Consider the following 20,248-nt stretch of genomic DNA (forward strand, 5'->3'; position numbering starts at 1 on the left):
TTGATAGATATAGTTTACTTGCTATGAATAAGACAAACTTACAACAACCTGATCAATAAATTTGATCTATTGATATTATTTTTACAATAGTTAAAAACTATAATTTAGATCTCGCAATTTTGCCTCATTAAATGCAAGAAGTTAGCAATATTTCATTCAAATCAAGATAAAAAACTCGTAAAACCACTCTATTTAGAATGATTCTACCTTTTACGATAAGAAAAAAAATGCCTACATTTATCCATACAAACACTCAAAAACAGCAGTATGAAAAAAGTATTGATCGTTCTCTTAGTTGCTTTTATTATCATTCAGTTTTTTCCAATTGATAAGACAAATCCACCTTTAAATCCAGGCATGGATTTTTTAAAAATAAAAAATACACCACCGGAGATCGCCAAGATCATCAACACTTCCTGTTATGACTGTCATTCTAATGAAACAAAGTATCCATGGTATTCCAGTATTGCTCCCTCCTCATGGTTTTTAAAAAAACATATTGATGAAGGAAGAAAACATCTAAATTTCTCTACCTTTGCAATGTACGAACCTAAAAGACAGGCACACAAATTGCAGGAATGTACAGAAATGATCGAAAAAGAGGAAATGCCTCTTGAATCATATTTCATTGGTCATCAGGGTGCAAAATTAACTCCTGAACAAAGAAAGGAATTAATAAAATACTTTAAAAAAGTAAAAGAAGAAACTGAAAGATCGATGGTATTTTAAAAACAAATGGATTATGCAGGAAAATTGGCAGGATAAATATATTGTCTTCTTTGATGGAGAATGCGGAGTCTGTAATTTCTGGGTACAGTGGATCCTGGAACGTGATACAAAAAACAAATTTTTATTCGCGTCCTTACAATCTGATTTCGGTCAGAAATTTTTATCCGAAAGGGGGCTGGAAACAACGGTATTCAACACGATGTATCTTTGGAAACCTAATCAATATTACCTGGTAAAATCCCGGGCAGTTCTTCAAATTGCCAGTTTATTAGGTGGTATTTATCAACTGATTGCTGCTGGAAAAATCATTCCAACATTTTTAAGTGATCAGGTTTATGATCTGATCTCAAGAAACAGAATGAAATTGGCTGCTCAGAAATGTTTTCTTCCTGATCAGAATCAGAAAAGAAAATTTATAGAAGTTTAAATTAAAAAATATCATAAAAAAGAAGGCTGTTCCAAATTGAAACAGCCTTCTTTTTATTGATTAAGTGACCATACAGAATAACTATTTGGCGGACATTGAATTTTAACTCTTTTATCAGCCTGTGTCGTCGGATACCAGGTGGATGCCCCGGTAAAATCTTTGATCTGTTGATTAGTCCAGTTCGTATCAACCCATCGTTCCTGCCAGCTTGAAGAAGTATTGATATACACAACCAATCCTGGGTTACCATTATAACCATTTCGTCTCGCAATGTATTCATCATTATCCGTGTACAGAATAGAAGTTGTTCCTGTCGCTTTATTATTATGAATCCAAATCAGATTATTTAACCTTTCCTTATTCAACCATTCTTCATAATCTCTGTAAAATATAGTGGGATACCCTTCATGAGTTAAAATATAAGCATAAGCAGGCATCTTATTATGGATAATATCGGTGTCATGATTCGCCACAAAAGTAACCGCCTTATAAGGATTTCTTTTCCACATCATATCATCATTCAAAAGATTAAGATTTCCATTATCAAAAGCTTCATCCATTTTATAGTAGGCTGCAAAATCGAACACCGAACTGTTGGCATTATTTGCCCATGAGTTTAATGTATTTACATCGGAATCCCACAATTCTCCTACAGAAAAACCACCCACATTAGAATTCCAGCTATTCACCACCCAAGCTCCAAAACCTTTTACATAATCGAATCTCCAACCGTCAAACTTCATTACATTTTTATAGTATTTCCCCACAGAATCATCTCTTCCCCAAAGCCAGTCCTGCACATAAGGACGTGCATGGCATAAATCCGGAAAACCACCAAAAGCACCTTCATCATTATTTCCATAAGCATTCTTATAAAAATCATTGTAGCTTCTTGGAAACTTCCCGGAAGCTATTCCTGAAAAATTAGTCCAGGTATTGGTTCCCGTATAAGGATTAGCTTCAGATTGCCCGCCACTGTTATGATTGATAACGATATCAGCATAAACCTGCATATTTTCAGCATGAGCTTTAGTGATCAATGCTTCTAATTCTGCTCTTGAACCAAATCGCGTCTCTATGCTTCCATTTTGATTAAAATTTCCAAAATCATAATAATCCGTAGGATCATACCCCATTGAATAAGGACCATTCTGCGCCTTTGATGCTGGCGGCAGCCAAACTGCACTTATTCCGGCATTGGACCAGTCGGTCAATTTATCTTTAACGGTATTCCACCAGTTTCCACCTTCGGGAACATCCCAATAAAACCCCTGCATCAGAACTCCACCGCCAGGACCTGCAGTAAATTTACCATTAGCCGATTCTTTTCCTGTACTGAAAGGCCTCCCATCATGATTTGTAACCTGCACTATTTTGGAATGAACCTCTAATTCATTAGAGCTTTTATCTATCACCTCATCATTCGTAGCACAGGAATTCATAATACCTAAAGCTACTAATGAAAGAAGGAAATGTGTTTTTTTCATAGTTCGTATTTTAATTATTAATATAATAACTAAAGTACAATTTTATTAAAATAAATTCCAAGGAACGTGAATAAATTTGCTTGTCATTAAAAATATTTCTAAAAACACTATCATAAATTTTCATTAAAAAATCATAAACTTTAAAGATTATCAAGACAATTTTTCTTTTAATCCATATATTTGCATATTATGGAATATAACACCCAAAAAACGCAACTTAATATGCCGGAATATGGCAGAATTATACAACAGTTGGTTGAGCGTTGCAAAGAGCTTCCTTCTAAAGAGGAGAGAAACGAAATGGCAATGGCAATCATCGATTTTATGGGACAAAGAAACCCACAACTTCGTGATGAAGACAATTATAAACATAAACTTTGGGATCATCTATATATTTTAGCCAATCATGAATTGGATGTAGATTCTCCTTATCCTTTTCCTACGAAAGAGCAACTTGAAGAAAAACCTAAAAGAATGGAATATCCAAAACTTCAGGGTGACTTTAAATTTTACGGGAAAAGTATTCTTCAATTAATTGAAAAAGCTATAGAACTTGAACCGGGAGATGAAAAAGAAGCTCTTATCGAGGTTATTGCCAACAACATGAAGAAGTCTTATAATGTATATAATAAAGAACATGTTACTGATGATGTGATTTTCCGTCATTTGAAAGAGCTATCGGAAAACAGATTGGATCTGACTGGAATTGAATCTTTGGAGAAAAGTAAGATCTATTACACGACCAACAACCGAAGCAACAACAATAACAACAACAATCGCAACAGCAATAATAAAAACCAAACCAACAAAAGAAGGCACAACAATAACAACAATCATAAAAACAGAAAGTAAATGAGTGGAACGTTTCAAATAAGAGGAGGAAAGAGACTGCAAGGTGAAATTACTCCACAAGGGGCAAAGAATGAAGCTTTACAAATTTTATGTGCAGTTTTACTAACTGATGAAGAGGTAACAATTAAAAACATTCCCGACATTCACGATGTCAATAGACTCATTGAAATTCTGGGTGACTTTGGAGTAAAAATCACAAAAAACGGACAAGGAGATTATACTTTTAAAGCTGATCGTGTCAATTTTGATTATGTAAGATCAAATGAATTCAAAAAGGACGGTGCAAAATTACGCGGTTCGATCATGCTTATGGGTCCTATGCTGGCAAGATATGGCGAGGCTTATATGCCAACACCTGGTGGAGACAAAATAGGAAGAAGAAGATTAGATACCCATTTTCAAGGATTGGTAGAATTAGGAGCTGAGTTCCATTATGATGAGGAGGAATACTTCTATTCATTAAAAGCTAAAGAGCTTAACGGAAAATTCATTTTATTGGAGGAGGCTTCAGTAACCGGTACTGCTAATATCGTAATGGCTGCAGCTTTAGCAAAAGGTAAAACCAGAATTTATAATGCAGCTTGCGAACCTTATCTACAGCAACTTTGCAAGATGCTAAACAGAATGGGTGCTAATATTTCGGGAATAGGTTCAAACCTATTAACGATTGAAGGAGTTACTCACTTACATGGAACAGAGCACACCATGCTTCCTGATATGGTTGAAATAGGTTCATGGATCGGTCTTGCTGCGATGACAAAATCTGAGCTTACCATAAAAAATGTAAACTGGAATCAATTGGGAGTTATTCCTAATACTTTCAGAAAACTTGGAATCCAGCTTGAACAAAGCAATGATGACATTTATATTCCGGCTCAGGAAAATTATAAAATCCAGAAATTTATTGATGGATCTATTCTTACGATTTCCGATGCACCGTGGCCAGGTTTCACACCTGATTTACTATCCATCATTTTGGTAGTTGCCACTCAGGCAAAAGGCAGCATTCTGGTTCATCAGAAAATGTTTGAATCGAGATTATTCTTTGTTGATAAATTAATCGACATGGGTGCGCAGATCATTTTATGTGACCCACACAGAGCTACAGTTATTGGTCTTAATCAAGAAGCTCCACTTCGTGGAACGACTATGGTTTCTCCAGATATCAGAGCAGGTAACGCTCTTCTTATAGCAGCACTTTCTGCAGAAGGAAAATCGATTATCCACAATATCGAACAGATTGACAGAGGCTACGAAAATATCGATGGAAGACTAAAAGCAATTGGAGCAGACATCGAAAGAATTTAATATATAATTTATTCAAAATATAAAAAAGCGTTCAAGTTAAACTGAACGCTTTTTATTTTTATGACTACTTCGGTTTACCAGCCTCCGCCGCCACCGCCACCACCTCCGCCGCCAGAGAAACCTCCGCCACCAGATCCACTGCCGGAACTGGAAGGCTGTGTAGCTGCAGACTTTATGGAATTCGTAAGGCTTGAGTTTAAACTGTTTGCAAAACTTAAGTGATTGATAGAACTTCCTATATACCAGGCGTGAACATATTCTGTTCCGGTTGCCATACTTTTTAATAAGTCATCAAATTTTTTACCCCAAATTTCATCAACTCCCAATACCATTGCAAATGGAAGGAGTTTTTCAAAAACCTGTGGTGTCAGCTGAGGGGGATTATGGAATTTCAACTGTTCATTTTCAGCGGCACCCATATACATTTTGAAACCTTCAATCAAGGATTTTTTCTTCAGCTTTTCTTCTGATGGCCTTCTAATTAGATATTGATAGATCATCAGTGAGGTAAATGCCAGAGCAATAAAGATGTAACAAATATTAAAGTTATTATCCTCAGTTATTTCATGACCATTTGTTATTAAACCTCCTATACCAAAGAATATGACAAAAGGGATCGGTATTAAGAATTTCCATGAAAGATTCTTAAATAAAAAGCCAACTAAAATAAAGGCTACAAAAAGAACCACAAATAATGCAATTCCAATAGCCACTTTTTCAGCCTCAGGATATATCGTATAACTAAGAAATAATCCGAGAGCATAAACTATCATAATCAATAAAGTTGGCAACACCAGTTTGCCACTGTTATTCCCCTCGTTTAAAAATTTATCGTGCTGGAATTTCAGAGTTTCCTTGAAATTGGTAACTACTCTTTCAATCTTTGAATCATATTTCCCATCAAACTTTACGGAATCAGAAGAGTTTGAAAAAAGAGTATTTAATAAATTAATTTCTTCTTTCGGAAGTGACTGATCTGCTTCTTTCAGTTTTTTAATGGTAAATGTTTTAGAGCTAAAAAGTCCTAGAATACCAGAATCTTCACCTTCGATGATCTGAACATATCCTTTTACAGCAAGATTAACTATAGCTGCTGTTAAATATTTATTTTTAAAATTCTCACTTTTTAAATAACCTAAAGAAGCAGGAGAAAGATCTTCGGGAACATTGAACTGCGGATAAACAACAGGTTTTTCAGGATCAACACCATACTTACTCCATGTTGAATAGTAGTAAAAAATTAATCCTAAGAAAATAATAAACCCACCGATTAAAATTCCAAATTTCTCAAGAAAAGTGGGTGGTGGCGGTGGTATCATTACTCCTTTATTAAACCCTACAGCTATGGTAAGGCCTTCATTTGCCTTAAGATCCGCAGCTGTCCATTCTATGGAATGATCTGATAAAACTTTAGCATTACAGTTTTGTGAATTACTGCCATAAGCTCCGGTGTAACAAGAATTTTGAATTATCCGGGCTCCTTCGGGAAGATTAATTTTCGCGGAAATAGAATCTATATCAAAATCCCAATATGTTCCATTTACATTCCAATACAACTCATCATATTTATCAAAGAATCCTATTTGATGATCTGCCGTATATTTGATCTCATACTCATAATCGCCAGGACTTAATATAATATCTTTGTTTCCTACATATATTTTAAGAAAGCCATCTTCTATCTGATCGTGGTAATTTTCCTCAACTCCATTTTTTTTAATGGAAATGATTGTATACTTTACTTTCCTGGTCTTATTATTAAGGTTTCTTGAAAGCGGTAAAGCGCGATAAATCCCTCTTTTAATATGATCCCCCAAACTGTGAACTTTAATATTTTCCGTAACAGTGATCCCGGAATTCTTATCAACATCAATATCAGAATGAAAGGAAGAAATTTTTTCAGGACTTTCCACGATCGTCATTTGATCCACACGTCGAGGTTCATCCTGAGCAAAACCAACTATAAAAAACAGAAGGTTGAAAAGCAATAAAAACTTTTTCATCACCTAAAATTTCACAGATGGAACTTCTCTTTCGGCTATATTTTCCAATTCAAAGAATGGCGATTTTTCAAATTTGTACATATTCGCAATGATATTGCTTGGAAAAGACTCTACTAGGGTATTGTTTTCACGAACGGTTCCGTTATAGTATCTTCTTGATTTCTCAATATCATTTTCTATAGAGGTAAGTTCTGACTGTAATTGCTGGAAATTGGCATTTGCCTTAAGATCTGGATACTGTTCAGCTACAGCAAATAGATTCATCATTGCCTGATTCAGGTTTTTCTCAGCTGCCTCTTTACCCTCAACAGAATTGGCACCAACAGCCTGATTTCTTGCTCTTGTAACGCTGTCCAAGGTTTCACGTTCATGACTGGCATATCCTTTTACCGTTTCTACAAGATTTGGAATAAGATCATGACGTTTTTTCAACATTACATCAATACTACTCCAGGCTTCCTGAACAAGGTTTCTAAATTTTACCAAACGGTTATAAATAGAAACTCCATAGAAAAGAAACAAAACAACTACAGCGACAATGATAATAATTGCGATCATAAATTATTGGTTTTATATATGCTAAAAGTACTATTTTTTCAGTTACCACTGATCATAAAAAAAAGCGTTCAGTAAACTGAACACTTTCGTAATTAAAACTATATGAATCTCCCCTAAAAATACTTCCTGCAGATATACTCTACACTGGTATTTAAAAGTTTATTTTTATTCAGATAAAGCTCAAGCTGCTTGCAATCATCTGAATTTGCATTTATATATAACTGAACAGAACCAAAACTACGTCCTTCAATATACTCTACATTAGCAGATAACACCCTGTGATAGATCCCGAACTGGTTGCACATTGCATTTAAAATATTCTCAAACTTCATTTTACCGTTTAATTCTATTTCAAGTATCATTTCTTTTTTTGGCAGGTTGATCTTATTTTGGAGAACCTGCAGGTTCGGACTTGGTGTAATCATCACTAAACATTTTTTTGGTTAGACTATTCTTGATTTTACATTTTCTTATTGCGTTAAATCTGTCACAAAAATATAAAAAAATATTAGTCCACCAAATCAGTAGACTAATATTTTTTAATTTTAACATAAAAAAAGAGAAGTCACTCACTTCTCTCTGTTTTTTATAGTTCTTTTATTCTTTCCAATTTATCTGAACCAGCCAGACCATTCGGATTACAACCAAGCTCTCCTTCAGGGACTTTCAGGTTCTTTTTCTTATAAAACTCTTCCCAGAATATGTTTACTTTTCCTGTTTTTGGATCAATAAATGTCATAGGCTCTAATTTAAAAATATGATCCTCTCTAAATGCTCTTTCAATGAAATCTGAACAGTAATAGGAATTATTATCTAAAATATAATTAAAATTATATGGTTTCCCCAGCATTGATCCAGCTTTTTCAAGTGCAGAAGGAATTGAATTTTGAAATTCTGCTTTTAGCCGATATACTACAATTCTCTGTTTATCTTCAGTCTCCTCTCTTATAAAATCTCTGAGAGATTGTTTCTGAGATCCTCCTTTGGGTGCAGCATGCAATACAAAAAATGAATTCCCTTCTTTCTTTAAAATTCCAATATGATCAAAAGAAGTATTTTTTTGCTTTTGTGTAACGTTATTAATGGCTCCTGAAAGTCCAGTTTCTTTGGCAGTTACAAAAAGTAGATCACCATCTTTAAGGTCAGACCTCTGCCAACTTTTACATCCTGATAATAGAAATAAAAGAATGACAACTATTATATGGTGTATACGCCTATCTTTTAAAATTCGATTCATAACATTCTATCCAGTCTTCAACAGTCATTTTTTTACTTACTTCGGCGATTAATTCGAATGGAATATCTTCCATCTTCTTGAAACGGATACAAGATTTACCCATATCCAGTTTTCTTGCAGAATGTTTTGGAAACTCAGCAACAAACCATTCTAGAAGTTCAGGTTTTGCATATATTCCCATATGGTATAATGCTATAAAGTTCTTTTGGGAAGCTAAGCTTATAAATGGCAATGGTGAACCAGGAGCACAATGATATCCTGCAGGATAAGTTTCTAAAGGTACCGCCCAGCCCACCATTCCATAACTTGGATTATTGATAAATCCTTTCGGTAAATTATCATTTACAGTGTCAAAAAGCTTTCTAAACACCCCTTTCCGGTCCTCAGGAATTTGTGAAATATAATCTTCTACAGAAGCCGCATGGATTTGCATTTTAATTTAGTTTTATTAGTTTTCAAATTAACAAAAATTAAAAATAACTTTATATTATTATACTTAAAATAAAAGAGGCAGCTATAAATGTTATAGCTGCCTCTTTTTATCTTCTCAATAAAATCTATTGTTTAATAGCTTTTACTGTACTTCTTGAACCATCTTTAAATTGGATATTAATCAGGTACAATCCGGAATTCAAAGTACTCAGATTGATTTCTTTTGTTGGATTATCAATAGTTTTTACCAATCTTCCTGACACATCGGTAACACTTACTGATTTCAGATCTCTTGTATCTGAAATATACAATACATCTTTGAATGGGTTTGGATGAATGCTAACTGCTTTTTTATTCCCATTAACTTCAGAAGTACTTAATTGTGCAGATTCTACAATAAAGTTATCAACGTAGAAATTATAATCTGGTGCATCATTTACTGCTCCATCATTTCCGTAAACAGCAAATACTGTATTAGGACTTGTATTGCTTGTTAAATCATATGAATAGGTAGTAGATGTATTGGAAGGAGTATTATTTACATCCCATGTCTGCAATACGGTCCATGTACTTCCGCCATCATTAGAAACCAGGAACTGTACTATATCATCAGATCCCATTGGAGAAGCAGCAGTAGTTGAATACTCTGTCACTCCATAGTCAAATTTCACCCTGTATCCGCCAGCAGAAAGATCAAATGGAACTGTTTTCAACCATCCTGCGCGATTGACACTATAAAGATTAATTCTTGCAGAACCTGTCCCCGTAACATTTAAGAATCCATCTGCTATCCAGTATTGACTGGTGCCGGTTGATCCTGTTGCAGGAGTTCCCCCTGAAACATTAGCCCAGCAATTTCCTGGGAAAGCAGTAAAATCATTAGTATAAGGAGGTACCATTGCGCCACATAAAGTAGTAAAAGTACCACCAACTGACCATCCACTTTGACTTGTTGCAGTGGTACAATTTGTTCTTACCCAGTAATAATAAGTGGTTGATGATGATAAGCTACCAATCGTTGTTGATGTTCCTGTAATCCCAGTCATATTTGGGGTCGTTGTACTTGTAGGTGGCGTATTGGTTGTGCTGTAATACAAATCATAACTTGCCGCTGTCGTTGTTGGTGGAATAGTCCACGAAACCTGTGCAGAATTAGAAGAAAGTGTACCCACTGGCTGCAAAGTTGGGGCAGAACAATCTGTAAAAGCATCTGCTGAGATTGCAAAAATATTAGAGATTCCCGTTCCACCACTTTTAGCTATAGTAATGCTTTGTATAGGTTTTGTTACGTTAGCTGCATCAATATTTAATACAGACTGATACAATCTTGGATTGCTCGCACTCGCTTCCAAGACATCATTGGTCCGGTTAATTCTTCCAATTCCCTGGATTGCAAAATTAGATCCATTATACCAATCTGATAGTGCTATTCCTGAAAATACCTGAGTGGTATTATCTGCAAACGTTACCGTTGCACTTACAGTAGATGTACCACTTCCACTGGTAGAAAGCAAATACAGTTTAAAAGCGGCTTTTGGAAGAGCAAAAACCAGTGTTCCTGTTTCTCCAGTAGTAGCAAGCCTAAGCGAATTATTTGCACTTAGATCTCCTAACTGAAAACTCAACCCTGGTGTACTTGCTACAACTGAATTGATTGTACCATTTACCGGAATACCATAAGTTATAGGTGTACTAGCTGCTGTTAGCTGGAAGTCTTTTGCTACAAAAGCAAACGAAACTCCATCTACATCTATTGTTGTAGAAGTCATAGATGAACCTATTCCATTGGCTATAACATCCGCTGTATATCCGGATACAACCGGCATTGTTTGAAAATTTTGCGCCGCTACATTTGACGCGAAAAAAAGAGTGCATACACTGAATGCACCAAAAAATCGATTTATATTCATAGTAATTTAATATTAGTGCTGTAAATTTATAAAAAAATCAACACAAAACAATTTTGTTTAAATAAAATACAACAATTTAAGATTACAATGTATATATTCGATAAAACACCCCTAAAAAATTAAAAACAATAATAAGTTATTAAAAAAGCATTAATATTTATTACACAATCAGTCTGTTATAAAATTTTTATCAGAAAAAAAATTAAATCTGTAATTCTAAGCTTATAGTATCCTTTATAATTTTAATATTGAAAAATTAAATGTTATTTTTGCCATACAAATTTTTTAAACAATGCCGAATATTTCAAACAGAGCACAACATATGCCGCCATCGCCGGTAAGAAAACTGGTTCCTTTTTCCTTGCTAGCTAAACAAAAGGGAATAAAAGTATATCACCTTAATATCGGACAACCGGACATTGAAACTCCTGAAACCGCTCTAAATGCTTTAAAAAACATTGATTTAAAAGTATTGGAGTACGCTCTTTCTGAAGGAAATATTGAATATAGAAAAGCGCTGACAGAGTACTATCATTCTTTAGATTTTACTGATTTAACTCCTGATAATTTCATTGTTACCAATGGTGGCTCTGAAGCATTGAACTTTGCCATTTCAACTTTATGTGACGATGGTGATGAAGTAATCATTCCTGAACCTTACTATGCTAATTACAATGGATTTACAAGTACATTTAATGTAAATGTTGTAGCAGTTCCATCAACGATTGAAACAGGTTTTGCACTTCCTCCAATTGAAGAATTTGAGAAAAAAATAACAGACAGAACAAGAGCTATCGTCATCTGCAACCCGGGAAATCCAACAGGATATCTTTATACCCGTGAAGAACTTCAAAAATTAGCAGAGATTGCTTTAAAATACGATATCGTAGTTATTTCAGATGAAGTATACAGAGAATATGTTTATGATGGCAAGCAACAGGTTTCAATGCTGGCTTTTCCTGAACTAAGTGAAAACTGTATAATCATTGATTCGGAATCTAAGCGTTATTCTATGTGTGGCGTAAGAATTGGATGTATGATTACACGTTCTAAGAAAATTCATGATGCAGCGATGCTTTTTGCTCAGGCAAGATTAAGCCCTGTTCTTTTAGGACAGATTGCAGCTACTGCAGCACACCAAAATGATGGAGCTTATATCCGTGCGGTAAGAGAAGAATATACACACAGAAGAAACGTATTAGTAGATTTATTAAATGCTATTCCGGGTGTTATTTGCCCAAAACCAAAAGGGGCTTTCTACTGCGTAGCTCAACTTCCTGTTGATGATACTGAAAAATTTGCTCAATGGTTGCTGGAAAAATATTCTCTTAATAATGAAACCATTATGGTAGCACCAGCGGGTGGCTTCTACAGCAATCCTGAACTAGGAAAAAAACAGGTAAGAATTGCTTACGTACTAAAAGAGCAAGATTTAAGAAGAAGTGTTGAAATCCTAAAGGAAGCACTGAAACAATACAAATTAGAATTTAATCTCTAAATTATAAAGATGTCAGCAATAGGAAAATCTGTTTTGAAAATTATATTTTCAATGCTTTTATTGCTGACATTTTTTTTCTGTAATAAGAAAGAAGAAAAAAAAGCCGCTCCCAAAAACCCTAATGAGATCACCTTCATCAGTGTATCGAATATTGGTGGTGACCTGGGAGATTACAGGATCATTAAAGCAACTAAAGATTCGATCTCTTTAGAGATGGGCAGCACGGCCAAGAAAACACACAAATACTGGGGATCTTCAAACAATCTGAAAAACTGGCAATATCTGATCTCGACCATTAACGTAAAGACATTGAACAAAATTAAGAGCTCGCCAAGCGCTCAGTCAGTAGATGGTATAGACGAAACTTTTCAGATCAGAACACCGAAAAACGCCCATGTTTATGTTAATTCATTTCATGATACGGTCCACTATAAACAACTTCAAATGCTTAAAAGCAGAATAGAAGAGATTCTGCCCAAAGAATACCAACTACCTTATGCAAGATAATTTTTCTCTAAAAGCCTATAATACTTTTGGTGTTGAAGCTACAGCAAAATATTTCACAGAAGTCAGTACAATCGAAGACCTAAAAGAAGCAATTCGATTTTCTACTTCTTATTCATTACCCATTCTGTTTTTAGGAGGTGGCAGTAATGTGTTATTGACTAAAGATTTTGAAGGTGTAGCTATTCAGATTAATCTAAAAGGAATTTCTGAAGAGAATGTAGACGAAAACAATATTTTGGTAACAGCAAGATCAGGCGAAAACTGGCATGAATTTGTGATGTATTGCCTCGATAAAAATTATGGCGGACTGGAAAACCTTTCATTAATCCCTGGAAATGTAGGAACCTCTCCCATGCAGAATATTGGCGCCTACGGAACAGAAATAAAAGATGTGTTCGTAAGTTGTACAGTCTTGAATTTAGAAACATTGGATATTGAAACATTTGATTTAGAAAAATGCAGATTCGGATATAGAGATTCTATTTTCAAGCAGGAAGGAAAAGGTAAATATGTGATCCTGGATGTGACATTCAGATTAACCAGAAAAGATCATCCTATTAAAACCGAATATGGAGCGATAAAGGGTGAACTCGAAAAATTAAATATTGAAAACCCTACCATTCAGGATGTTTCTAAAGCAGTGATCAATATCAGGCAAAGTAAACTTCCAGACCCTAAAATTATTGGAAATGCAGGCAGCTTTTTTAAAAATCCCACAATTCCTCAACCTCAATTTGAAGCTCTAAAAGAAAAGTTCGAAAATATTCAAGGTTACCCAGCCGGAGATCAGGTAAAAGTCCCCGCAGGATGGCTTATTGAACAGTGTGGCTGGAAAGGAAAACAAATTGGCAATGTTGCATCGCATCAATTACAATCTCTGGTTATTATCAATGCTACCGGAAATGCAACAGGCAAGGAAATTTTTGATTTTTCTACAGAGATTATCAATTCTGTAAAAGAAAAATTCAGTATTGAACTGGAAAGAGAGGTAAATATTATCTAAAAATAAAGAAGACGATTATTTTTAAATACAGACAGCCTTATTTATGGCTGTTTTTTTGTTTAAGTTTCTAGCTCGTTTTTAAAATAAAAAGCACTATTTTAGTTAAAAATTATAAAAACACAATATGAAAATAGCTATTCTGGGAGCCGGAAATATGGGTTTGTCATTTTCAAAATCTTTTTTGAAGTATGAATTAATAAAGGCTGAAGATCTTCACCTGATCACAAGAAACGAATCTAAGTTCGCTAAAATTTCTGAAGAATTTCCTCATTCTAAAATTTCAACTTTTAACGAGGTTAAGGAACTCGATGCTGATCTTATTATCATTGCTGTAAAACCTCAGGACTTTCAAAATGTTGTTGACAATATTCAGTTTTCTTTAAAAGATAACCAAATGGTTCTGTCCATTATGGCTGGAATTAAAATCGAGAAAATACAAAAATTGTTAAACCATCCAATGGTGGTAAGGGCTATGCCTAATTCCCCTACTCTCCTTGGAATGGGAATTACAGGTTATACTTCCGCTGAAGGTATTTCTTTCAACCAGCTCATCAATGTTGAAAGGCTACTGAACAGTACTGGAAGATCTGTTTATCTGGAAAATGAAGAACTATTGGACGGCGTAACTGCTCTATCAGGAAGTGGACCAGCTTACTTCTATTATATTGTTGATGCAATGATAAAAACTGGAGTTGAAATGGGAATTGATGAAAACCTTTCCAAACTTTTTGTTAAGCAAACCATGCTCGGAGCTTATCATCTCATGAACAATTCTGAAAAAAATATTGAAGAACTGATAAAAGATGTTGCATCAAAAGGTGGTACAACTGAAGCTGCTTTAAAAACCTTTGAAGAAAACAATTTCAAAGAAATCTTAAAGAAAGGCATTCTGAATGCTGAGAAACGTGCTAAAGAGTTAAATGGTTAAATTTATCCTCCAGCAATTTACGCATTAACCAACCAAGATAGACTCCGAAAGTGTTTAATATAATATCATCCACTTCAAAAATTCCCATTCTTGTAAAATATTGAAATGCTTCTACGATTGTAATCGCAGACAAAAAACTAAACAAAAGACTTTTAAGGTTATTAAGACCCGGGAAAATCCATCCTAAAAAGCCAAAAGGAATAAACATAATAACATTTCCCAATACAATCATAATGATATCTTTCCAGAGAATTGTTTCTTTTATATACCAGATGGTTGATAAAACAGGTTCCATCCTTACCACATTATCCTCATACTGAACCCGACCCATTCCTAAAAACATAAGGTAGAGCAAAATCAGGCTGTAAGGGCCAATAACAAATTTGTAAATTTTCTTTAACATCAATTGCAAATTTATTCATTTCAAAAACATTAAATTTGTGTGTTAATCTAATTTAATGAAATACGTTTTACTTACGCTCATTTCAGCGATGCTATTGTCCATATCATGGCCAACTTACGGGATTCCGTTCTTTATCTTTTTTGCCCTTGTTCCACTTCTGATGATGGAACATGGAGTTTCCAAATTTTCAGGTTTCAAAAGAAAGAGCTGGGTAGTCTTTGGACTTTCCTACCTGTGTTTTGTGATTTGGAATATTGTAACAACCGGATGGCTGTATGGATCAAAAAACCCGGACGGAAGCCATTCACTAATGGCTGTAGTATTTCCTGTTCTGGTTAATTCTTTCTTGTATTCCTTGGTTTTTCAATGTTATCATTGGTATAAAAATGCACAGGGAACTTATTGGGGGTTTGCCTTTCTTATAGCGATATGGATGGGATTTGAAAAATTTCATATGAGCTGGGAATTAACCTGGCCATGGCTTAATCTGGGAAATGTGTTTGCTGATTATCCAAAATTAATTCAATGGTATGATACCTTAGGAGCAACAGGAGGAAGTTTTTGGATCCTAGTTATTAATTTATTTATCTTCTATACCATAAGAACCTGGGAAGCAGGACGTAAAAAGAAAGATCTTATCCGAAATACATCAATTACTGCTGCTTTAATCATCATACCAATGATCATTTCAGTAATCAAGTATAGTAACTTTAATGAAAAACCGATCGGACAGGTTAATGTTTTAATGCTTCAGCCTGATCTTGATCCTTATGCCGAAAAATATTCAAAAGACAGCTTAACGATCGAAAATGATCTATTAAATCTTGCAGAGAAAAACTCAAAAGGAAAGATCGATTATTATATCGCTCCGGAGACAGCAATTCCCGGAAGAGGCTCTATTTCTGAGACCGCATTTGAAAAAAGTTTACTTTTAAATAACATTAAAGGATTCCTTTCAAAGCATCCCGGTTCTGTCTTTGCTACAGGAATTTCATCACATCATTTCTTTTTAAATGAAAAAGACCTCCCTAAAGAAGCCTATCAAATTAATCCAGGGCTTTGGGTTGCCAGTTATAATTCAGCAATACAAGTTGTCCCTAATCAAAAAGTGGAAGTATATCATAAAGGAAAACTGGTGCCAGGTGTTGAGATCTTCCCCTATATGAGTGTTTTAAAACCCCTTTTAGGCGATGCAATGCTTAATTTAGGCGGATCAGTTGTTTCATTAGGAACAGATAAAGAAAGAGTTGCTTTTTCAAACCCGTACAATAAAGGAAAAATTGCACCGATCATTTGTTACGAAAGTATTTATGGAGAATTCGTAACCGATTATGTAAAAAAAGGAGCTAATTTCCTGGCCATTATGACCAACGATTCATGGTGGGGAGTTACAGAGGGCCATAAACAATTGCTATCTTATGCTAAATTAAGAGCTATTGAAACACGAAGAGAAATCGTCCGTGCTGCCAACAGTGGAATTTCAGCACATATCAATGCGAAGGGTGAAGTTTTGGAGGATACTTTTTATGGGGATCAGACGACATTATTTGCCAGGGTAAATCTTTATGATCAACAGACTTTTTATACAAGAGCTGGTGATCTTTTATCCAGATTTTCAATTTTTGCTTTAGGTTTCTTATTGTTTTACTTTTTAATTAAAAGATTTCAAAACAGACTTAAAAAAAAATAAAGGGTGATTCCTAATTAAAAAAAGGAGACTTTGAAAAGTCTCCCGATGTACGTCGTTTCGTTTATTACAAGAAGATCCGACACAAAAAAATACAAACAATAAAAGAGAAAAACCAGCTGGACATCTGGTTTTTCTCATTGATAAACGTTCAATTATTTAATGATGAGTTTTCTGGTGGTCCATTGGTCTTTTATTTTTACTTTCAGAAGATAAACTCCTTTAATTAGATGAGACACATTGAGAGAGTGATCAGCACTCATATCAATACTTAGTTTTTTACCATCTATTGAATACATTTCAACATCAGTTACTTCCTCTCCTTTTATAAATACTTTCTCAGAAGCAGGATTCGGATATATCATAAAATCACGTTCCTTAATGATGTTCTGAGTTCCCAAAGTAGCTTCAGTAGAACGATCAGAATATGCTTTAGAAGCATCTATTGATCTTACACTCCAATATACATTCTGCACCGAAGAATCAAGATCTAAAAACCAGGAAGGTGTTGTCACAATATATTTAGCAATATCATAAGCTCCAGGGGTCTTTCCTACCGTAATTTCATAGCTCAAAGCAGTGACCGGTGTTTTATCGTCAGTAGCACCAGTCCATGAGAAATTAAATCGGTTTCCGTTTTTTGTAAGACTAAGGTTTGTAGGAGGCGCAGGCTTTAAATTTGTTTCTGTAGAAACATTTTTGAAGATTTTAGTTAATGAAGGCATTCCCGGATCTGCCCAATCAAATCCGGACAATAAAACATCGAGATGATGATCATTGTTATAGTCAAGTAAATGCACAAAACCAGGGCCTCCTAAACTATGCAAACCTGTAGTTGTATTTTCAGTAAATGTCTGATTAGCCGAATTAAATAAAAACACCTTAACAAGCGCATCATTATTATCATCATTTCCAGACACTATAAAATCGTAATATCCATCATTATTCATATCCCCTACAGCAAGAGCGGGTTCTGATATTTCAGGAACATTCACCTGCTGAATATTAAGATGACCGGTTCCATCATTCATTAATATCCCCAGATACCCAGCAAAATTTTCATCCTGAGCCGCCACAACGATATCTTGATAGCCATCCGCATTAAAATCAGCAAACTCAATTTTTCCACTTGCAAGAGGAAGAAGTGTTTGCGATAATGTAAGCGTTCCGGAATTATTTAAATAAACTCTAAAAATCGGATTGGTATTGACATCGTACCCTAAAATAACCATATCCAGAAGATGATCATTGTTCAGATCTGCCATTTTAAAACTACTGTTTTGAGTCCCTTCCATCCATCCTTGAAATAGTTGAAATCCTACAGCTGAATTCTGATAATAGTCTAGTTTATTAACGAAACCTGTTCCATCAATATACTGGGTTCCATTAATTGCATAATCCTGCAATCCATCATGATTAAAATCAAAAATCTCCATGGAACCATAAATCTTCCCCGGCAGCTCAGCTTCTTTTACAAATCCTGAACCTGTATTTCTAAACCGGTAATGCTTATAATTAACAATATCTATATAACTCAATCCTGTAGAAATAATATCAGCAAGACCATCATTATTATAATCGATAAATTTAATATCCCCCAAATGTGTAGCATCCATACCCAAATCTGCATACAGAGTCAGCGTGCTTCCATTATTTTTATAGACTTCATTAAATGATGTATCTGCACTCCCATCACCATCTGTATCTACAGCTCCATTAATGACTATATCCTGAAATCCATTGTTATCAACATGACCTACATCACTTGCAGAATAATAGAAATTTTTCATATCCGTCTGAACTTCAGAAAAATTTTGCGCCATTATACCAATTGGTAACATAGACAATAAAACATAGACCTTCTTCATATTATTTTTATTTAGATTAATTAAAAACAAAGATATAAGATTAATTTATCGCTCTTAATTATCTTTACATGAAATTTATCAGTTCTCGCTCCACACCAGTAATACAGTATTATATGGACAATCTTCAATATTATTAATCAAGAGGTTATTTGCAAATATTTTATAAAAGATTTGCCTATCTAAAAAATTCTTCGTTATTTTGCAACCTCAAATATTATACAAATAAGAACATCGAGATATGTCAAGAATTTGCCAAATAACAGGAAAGCGTGCAATGGTTGGTAACAACGTTTCTCACGCTAATAACAAAACGAAGCGTCGTTTTGAAATTAACTTATTGGAGAAGAAGTTTTACCTTCCGGAGCAAGATAAGCACGTAACACTGAAAGTATCAGCTCATGGATTGAGAGTGATTAACAAGATTGGAATCGAAGAAGCTCTAGAAAGAGCTGTAAGAAACGGATTGATTAAAAAGTAATTGAATCATGGCAAAAAAAGGAAATAGAGTTCAAGTAATTCTTGAATGTACAGAGCACAAAGAAAGCGGTATGGCAGGAATGTCTAGATACATTTCTACTAAAAATAAAAAGAACACAACAGAAAGATTAGAGCTTAAAAAGTTCAATCCGGTTCTTAAGAAATATACTCTTCATAAAGAAATCAAGTAATTTATAAAATATAATTTACCATGGCAAAAAAAGTAGTAGCAACCCTACAAAGCGGTCAGTCAAAAAAAATGACTAAAGTTGTGAAAATGGTGAAGTCATCTAAATCAGGTGCTTACGTTTTCGAAGAAAAAGTAATGAATGCAGACGAAGTTGATGTTTATTTGAAAAAATAATCTCATACTTTATTTACAATATAAAAACTACTCATATTTTGGGTAGTTTTTTTGTTATCTTTGCTCACCAGATGCTTTAATCAATTTAATATGAAAAAGATTGCTGTTCTGGTTTTTACGTCAATGTTTCTGTTTTCATTTGGCCAAAGCACAATGAATAGTATAGAATATAAAAACACAGAAAAAGTTTTCACTATAAAAGGTCTCTCGCAATCTGTAAGCATAGATTGTGGAAGTTCTAATATGATCCTTTTATCAGGACAGATTCCTTTAGATGCTAAAGGTAATTTAGTAGGGACTGATAACGTAGAAAAGCAAACAGAGCAGATCTTTAAAAATATTGAGATTATTTTAAAAGAATATGGCGGGACAGGAAAAGATATTGTAAAGCTTGGGATTTTTGTTACCGATATTTCCAAAACACCAGATTTTAGAAAAATCAGAGATCGGTATATCAATCTCCAGAATCCTCCTGTGAGCAGTCTTATAGAAGTAAGTAAACTCTTCCGAGATGACGTGCTTATTGAAGTAGAAGCCACTGCAGTGATTAAAAAAAATAAATAAGAACGG

The 20,248-nt window shown here is 34.4% G+C and carries 22 protein-coding genes; 13 read left to right on the plus strand and 9 right to left on the minus strand.

Features of this window, described 5'->3' with window-relative positions:
- Positions 1–267 precede the first annotated feature (267 nt).
- Together AC3WRL_RS05025 and AC3WRL_RS05030 are read left to right on the plus strand one after the other, a co-directional pair.
- Positions 268–729, plus strand: a complete 462-nt coding sequence (locus tag AC3WRL_RS05025; RefSeq protein WP_261511093.1) for a heme-binding domain-containing protein — start codon at positions 268–270, stop codon at positions 727–729.
- Between the two features lie 13 nt (positions 730–742).
- The gene (locus AC3WRL_RS05030) at positions 743–1,156 is read left to right on the plus strand and encodes a thiol-disulfide oxidoreductase DCC family protein (protein WP_214832951.1); all 414 of its coding nucleotides are present in this window, start codon (positions 743–745) and stop codon (positions 1,154–1,156) included.
- Between the two features lie 53 nt (positions 1,157–1,209).
- Here AC3WRL_RS05030 and AC3WRL_RS05035 read toward each other — a convergent pair whose 3' ends face one another.
- Positions 1,210–2,643 carry an alpha-amylase gene (locus AC3WRL_RS05035; protein WP_492329850.1) on the minus strand — a complete coding sequence of 478 codons (1,434 nt, stop codon included), beginning with the start codon at positions 2,641–2,643 and terminating at the stop codon, positions 1,210–1,212.
- A 189-nt stretch (positions 2,644–2,832) separates the two neighbouring features.
- Here AC3WRL_RS05035 and AC3WRL_RS05040 point away from each other — a divergent pair, with 189 nt between their 5' ends.
- Both AC3WRL_RS05040 and murA read left to right on the plus strand, forming a co-directional pair.
- Positions 2,833–3,495: a DUF4290 domain-containing protein gene (locus tag AC3WRL_RS05040; protein ID WP_214832955.1), complete on the plus strand. Its 663-nt coding sequence runs from the start codon at positions 2,833–2,835 to the stop codon at positions 3,493–3,495.
- Complete coding sequence (murA, locus tag AC3WRL_RS05045) at positions 3,496–4,803, plus strand: UDP-N-acetylglucosamine 1-carboxyvinyltransferase (protein ID WP_214832957.1); 1,308 nt, start codon at positions 3,496–3,498, stop codon at positions 4,801–4,803.
- A gap of 74 nt (positions 4,804–4,877) precedes the next feature.
- On the opposite strand, the gene AC3WRL_RS05050 is transcribed toward murA, so the two are convergent.
- From AC3WRL_RS05050 to AC3WRL_RS05075, 6 genes are all read right to left on the minus strand, one after another.
- Complete coding sequence (locus AC3WRL_RS05050) at positions 4,878–6,806, minus strand: DUF2207 domain-containing protein (protein WP_214832959.1); 1,929 nt, start codon at positions 6,804–6,806, stop codon at positions 4,878–4,880.
- 3 nt (positions 6,807–6,809) lie between these two features.
- On the minus strand, positions 6,810–7,364 hold the full coding sequence (locus AC3WRL_RS05055) for a LemA family protein (RefSeq protein WP_214832960.1): 555 nt from the start codon (positions 7,362–7,364) through the stop codon (positions 6,810–6,812).
- 113 nt (positions 7,365–7,477) lie between these two features.
- Positions 7,478–7,789 carry an NIL domain-containing protein gene (locus AC3WRL_RS05060; RefSeq protein ID WP_214832962.1) on the minus strand — a complete coding sequence of 104 codons (312 nt, stop codon included), beginning with the start codon at positions 7,787–7,789 and terminating at the stop codon, positions 7,478–7,480.
- A 161-nt stretch (positions 7,790–7,950) separates the two neighbouring features.
- Positions 7,951–8,601, minus strand: coding sequence for a YiiX/YebB-like N1pC/P60 family cysteine hydrolase (locus AC3WRL_RS05065; RefSeq protein WP_492329851.1), 651 nt, complete (start codon positions 8,599–8,601; stop codon positions 7,951–7,953).
- The gene (locus tag AC3WRL_RS05070) at positions 8,579–9,034 is read right to left on the minus strand and encodes a DUF1801 domain-containing protein (protein ID WP_492329852.1); all 456 of its coding nucleotides are present in this window, start codon (positions 9,032–9,034) and stop codon (positions 8,579–8,581) included. Before AC3WRL_RS05070 ends, AC3WRL_RS05065 begins: the two co-directional genes overlap by 23 nt.
- 124 nt (positions 9,035–9,158) lie before the next feature.
- Positions 9,159–10,859 carry a T9SS type A sorting domain-containing protein gene (locus AC3WRL_RS05075; RefSeq protein WP_214832968.1) on the minus strand — a complete coding sequence of 567 codons (1,701 nt, stop codon included), beginning with the start codon at positions 10,857–10,859 and terminating at the stop codon, positions 9,159–9,161.
- 376 nt (positions 10,860–11,235) lie between these two features.
- On the opposite strand from AC3WRL_RS05075, the gene AC3WRL_RS05080 reads away from it, so the two are divergent.
- The 4 genes from AC3WRL_RS05080 (at position 11,236) to proC (ending at position 14,879) form a co-directional block, all read left to right on the plus strand.
- Positions 11,236–12,441, plus strand: coding sequence for a pyridoxal phosphate-dependent aminotransferase (locus AC3WRL_RS05080; RefSeq protein ID WP_214832970.1), 1,206 nt, complete (start codon positions 11,236–11,238; stop codon positions 12,439–12,441).
- Between the two features lie 9 nt (positions 12,442–12,450).
- Positions 12,451–12,948, plus strand: coding sequence for a hypothetical protein (locus AC3WRL_RS05085; RefSeq protein WP_214832972.1), 498 nt, complete (start codon positions 12,451–12,453; stop codon positions 12,946–12,948).
- On the plus strand, positions 12,938–13,951 hold the full coding sequence (murB, locus tag AC3WRL_RS05090; protein WP_261511087.1) for a UDP-N-acetylmuramate dehydrogenase: 1,014 nt from the start codon (positions 12,938–12,940) through the stop codon (positions 13,949–13,951). The genes AC3WRL_RS05085 and murB overlap by 11 nt, the downstream gene beginning before the upstream one ends.
- A gap of 124 nt (positions 13,952–14,075) precedes the next feature.
- On the plus strand, positions 14,076–14,879 hold the full coding sequence (proC, locus tag AC3WRL_RS05095) for a pyrroline-5-carboxylate reductase (protein WP_492329853.1): 804 nt from the start codon (positions 14,076–14,078) through the stop codon (positions 14,877–14,879).
- Here proC and AC3WRL_RS05100 read toward each other — a convergent pair.
- The gene (locus AC3WRL_RS05100; RefSeq protein ID WP_214832978.1) at positions 14,860–15,282 is read right to left on the minus strand and encodes a VanZ family protein; all 423 of its coding nucleotides are present in this window, start codon (positions 15,280–15,282) and stop codon (positions 14,860–14,862) included. The genes proC and AC3WRL_RS05100 overlap by 20 nt on opposite strands.
- A 55-nt stretch (positions 15,283–15,337) precedes the next feature.
- Between AC3WRL_RS05100 and lnt the strand changes: the two genes are divergently transcribed.
- Complete coding sequence (gene lnt, locus AC3WRL_RS05105) at positions 15,338–16,972, plus strand: apolipoprotein N-acyltransferase (protein ID WP_492329854.1); 1,635 nt, start codon at positions 15,338–15,340, stop codon at positions 16,970–16,972.
- A gap of 152 nt (positions 16,973–17,124) precedes the next feature.
- Here the strand turns inward: lnt and AC3WRL_RS05110 are convergent, their stop codons facing one another.
- On the minus strand, positions 17,125–18,837 hold the full coding sequence (locus tag AC3WRL_RS05110) for a T9SS type A sorting domain-containing protein (protein WP_492329855.1): 1,713 nt from the start codon (positions 18,835–18,837) through the stop codon (positions 17,125–17,127).
- A 238-nt stretch (positions 18,838–19,075) separates the two neighbouring features.
- Here AC3WRL_RS05110 and rpmB point away from each other — a divergent pair, with 238 nt between their 5' ends.
- From rpmB to AC3WRL_RS05130, 4 genes are all read left to right on the plus strand, one after another.
- Positions 19,076–19,315, plus strand: coding sequence for a 50S ribosomal protein L28 (gene rpmB / locus AC3WRL_RS05115; RefSeq protein ID WP_007841810.1), 240 nt, complete (start codon positions 19,076–19,078; stop codon positions 19,313–19,315).
- 7 nt (positions 19,316–19,322) lie between these two features.
- Complete coding sequence (rpmG, locus tag AC3WRL_RS05120) at positions 19,323–19,505, plus strand: 50S ribosomal protein L33 (RefSeq protein WP_214832984.1); 183 nt, start codon at positions 19,323–19,325, stop codon at positions 19,503–19,505.
- Positions 19,506–19,525: 20 nt separating this feature from the next.
- Positions 19,526–19,678 (plus strand): DUF4295 domain-containing protein, encoded by a 153-nt coding sequence (locus tag AC3WRL_RS05125; RefSeq protein WP_214832986.1) that lies wholly within the window; start codon positions 19,526–19,528, stop codon positions 19,676–19,678.
- 90 nt (positions 19,679–19,768) lie between these two features.
- A complete protein-coding gene (locus AC3WRL_RS05130) occupies positions 19,769–20,242 on the plus strand; it encodes a RidA family protein (protein ID WP_214832988.1) in 474 nt (157 codons plus the stop codon).
- Positions 20,243–20,248: the final 6 nt, after the last annotated feature.

Source organism: Chryseobacterium sp. FW101-FHT12H09, assembly GCF_058790395.1.

Excerpts from the sequence above, each read along its gene's own strand:
- AC3WRL_RS05025 (WP_261511093.1), top strand. The coding sequence starts at position 268 with ATGAAAAAAGTATTGATCGTTCTCTTAGTTGCTTTTATTATCATTCAG.
- AC3WRL_RS05030 (WP_214832951.1), top strand. The coding sequence starts at position 743 with ATGCAGGAAAATTGGCAGGATAAATATATTGTCTTCTTTGATGGAGAA.
- AC3WRL_RS05035 (WP_492329850.1), bottom strand. The coding sequence starts at position 2,643 with ATGAAAAAAACACATTTCCTTCTTTCATTAGTAGCTTTAGGTATTATG.
- AC3WRL_RS05040 (WP_214832955.1), top strand. The coding sequence starts at position 2,833 with ATGGAATATAACACCCAAAAAACGCAACTTAATATGCCGGAATATGGC.
- murA (WP_214832957.1), top strand. The coding sequence starts at position 3,496 with ATGAGTGGAACGTTTCAAATAAGAGGAGGAAAGAGACTGCAAGGTGAA.
- AC3WRL_RS05050 (WP_214832959.1), bottom strand. The coding sequence starts at position 6,806 with ATGAAAAAGTTTTTATTGCTTTTCAACCTTCTGTTTTTTATAGTTGGT.
- AC3WRL_RS05055 (WP_214832960.1), bottom strand. The coding sequence starts at position 7,364 with ATGATCGCAATTATTATCATTGTCGCTGTAGTTGTTTTGTTTCTTTTC.
- AC3WRL_RS05060 (WP_214832962.1), bottom strand. The coding sequence starts at position 7,789 with ATGATTACACCAAGTCCGAACCTGCAGGTTCTCCAAAATAAGATCAAC.
- AC3WRL_RS05065 (WP_492329851.1), bottom strand. The coding sequence starts at position 8,601 with ATGAATCGAATTTTAAAAGATAGGCGTATACACCATATAATAGTTGTC.
- AC3WRL_RS05070 (WP_492329852.1), bottom strand. The coding sequence starts at position 9,034 with ATGCAAATCCATGCGGCTTCTGTAGAAGATTATATTTCACAAATTCCT.
- AC3WRL_RS05075 (WP_214832968.1), bottom strand. The coding sequence starts at position 10,859 with ATGCCGGTTGTATCCGGATATACAGCGGATGTTATAGCCAATGGAATA.
- AC3WRL_RS05080 (WP_214832970.1), top strand. The coding sequence starts at position 11,236 with ATGCCGAATATTTCAAACAGAGCACAACATATGCCGCCATCGCCGGTA.
- AC3WRL_RS05085 (WP_214832972.1), top strand. The coding sequence starts at position 12,451 with ATGTCAGCAATAGGAAAATCTGTTTTGAAAATTATATTTTCAATGCTT.
- murB (WP_261511087.1), top strand. The coding sequence starts at position 12,938 with ATGCAAGATAATTTTTCTCTAAAAGCCTATAATACTTTTGGTGTTGAA.
- proC (WP_492329853.1), top strand. The coding sequence starts at position 14,076 with ATGAAAATAGCTATTCTGGGAGCCGGAAATATGGGTTTGTCATTTTCA.
- AC3WRL_RS05100 (WP_214832978.1), bottom strand. The coding sequence starts at position 15,282 with ATGTTAAAGAAAATTTACAAATTTGTTATTGGCCCTTACAGCCTGATT.
- lnt (WP_492329854.1), top strand. The coding sequence starts at position 15,338 with ATGAAATACGTTTTACTTACGCTCATTTCAGCGATGCTATTGTCCATA.
- AC3WRL_RS05110 (WP_492329855.1), bottom strand. The coding sequence starts at position 18,837 with ATGAAGAAGGTCTATGTTTTATTGTCTATGTTACCAATTGGTATAATG.
- rpmB (WP_007841810.1), top strand. The coding sequence starts at position 19,076 with ATGTCAAGAATTTGCCAAATAACAGGAAAGCGTGCAATGGTTGGTAAC.
- rpmG (WP_214832984.1), top strand. The coding sequence starts at position 19,323 with ATGGCAAAAAAAGGAAATAGAGTTCAAGTAATTCTTGAATGTACAGAG.
- AC3WRL_RS05125 (WP_214832986.1), top strand. The coding sequence starts at position 19,526 with ATGGCAAAAAAAGTAGTAGCAACCCTACAAAGCGGTCAGTCAAAAAAA.
- AC3WRL_RS05130 (WP_214832988.1), top strand. The coding sequence starts at position 19,769 with ATGAAAAAGATTGCTGTTCTGGTTTTTACGTCAATGTTTCTGTTTTCA.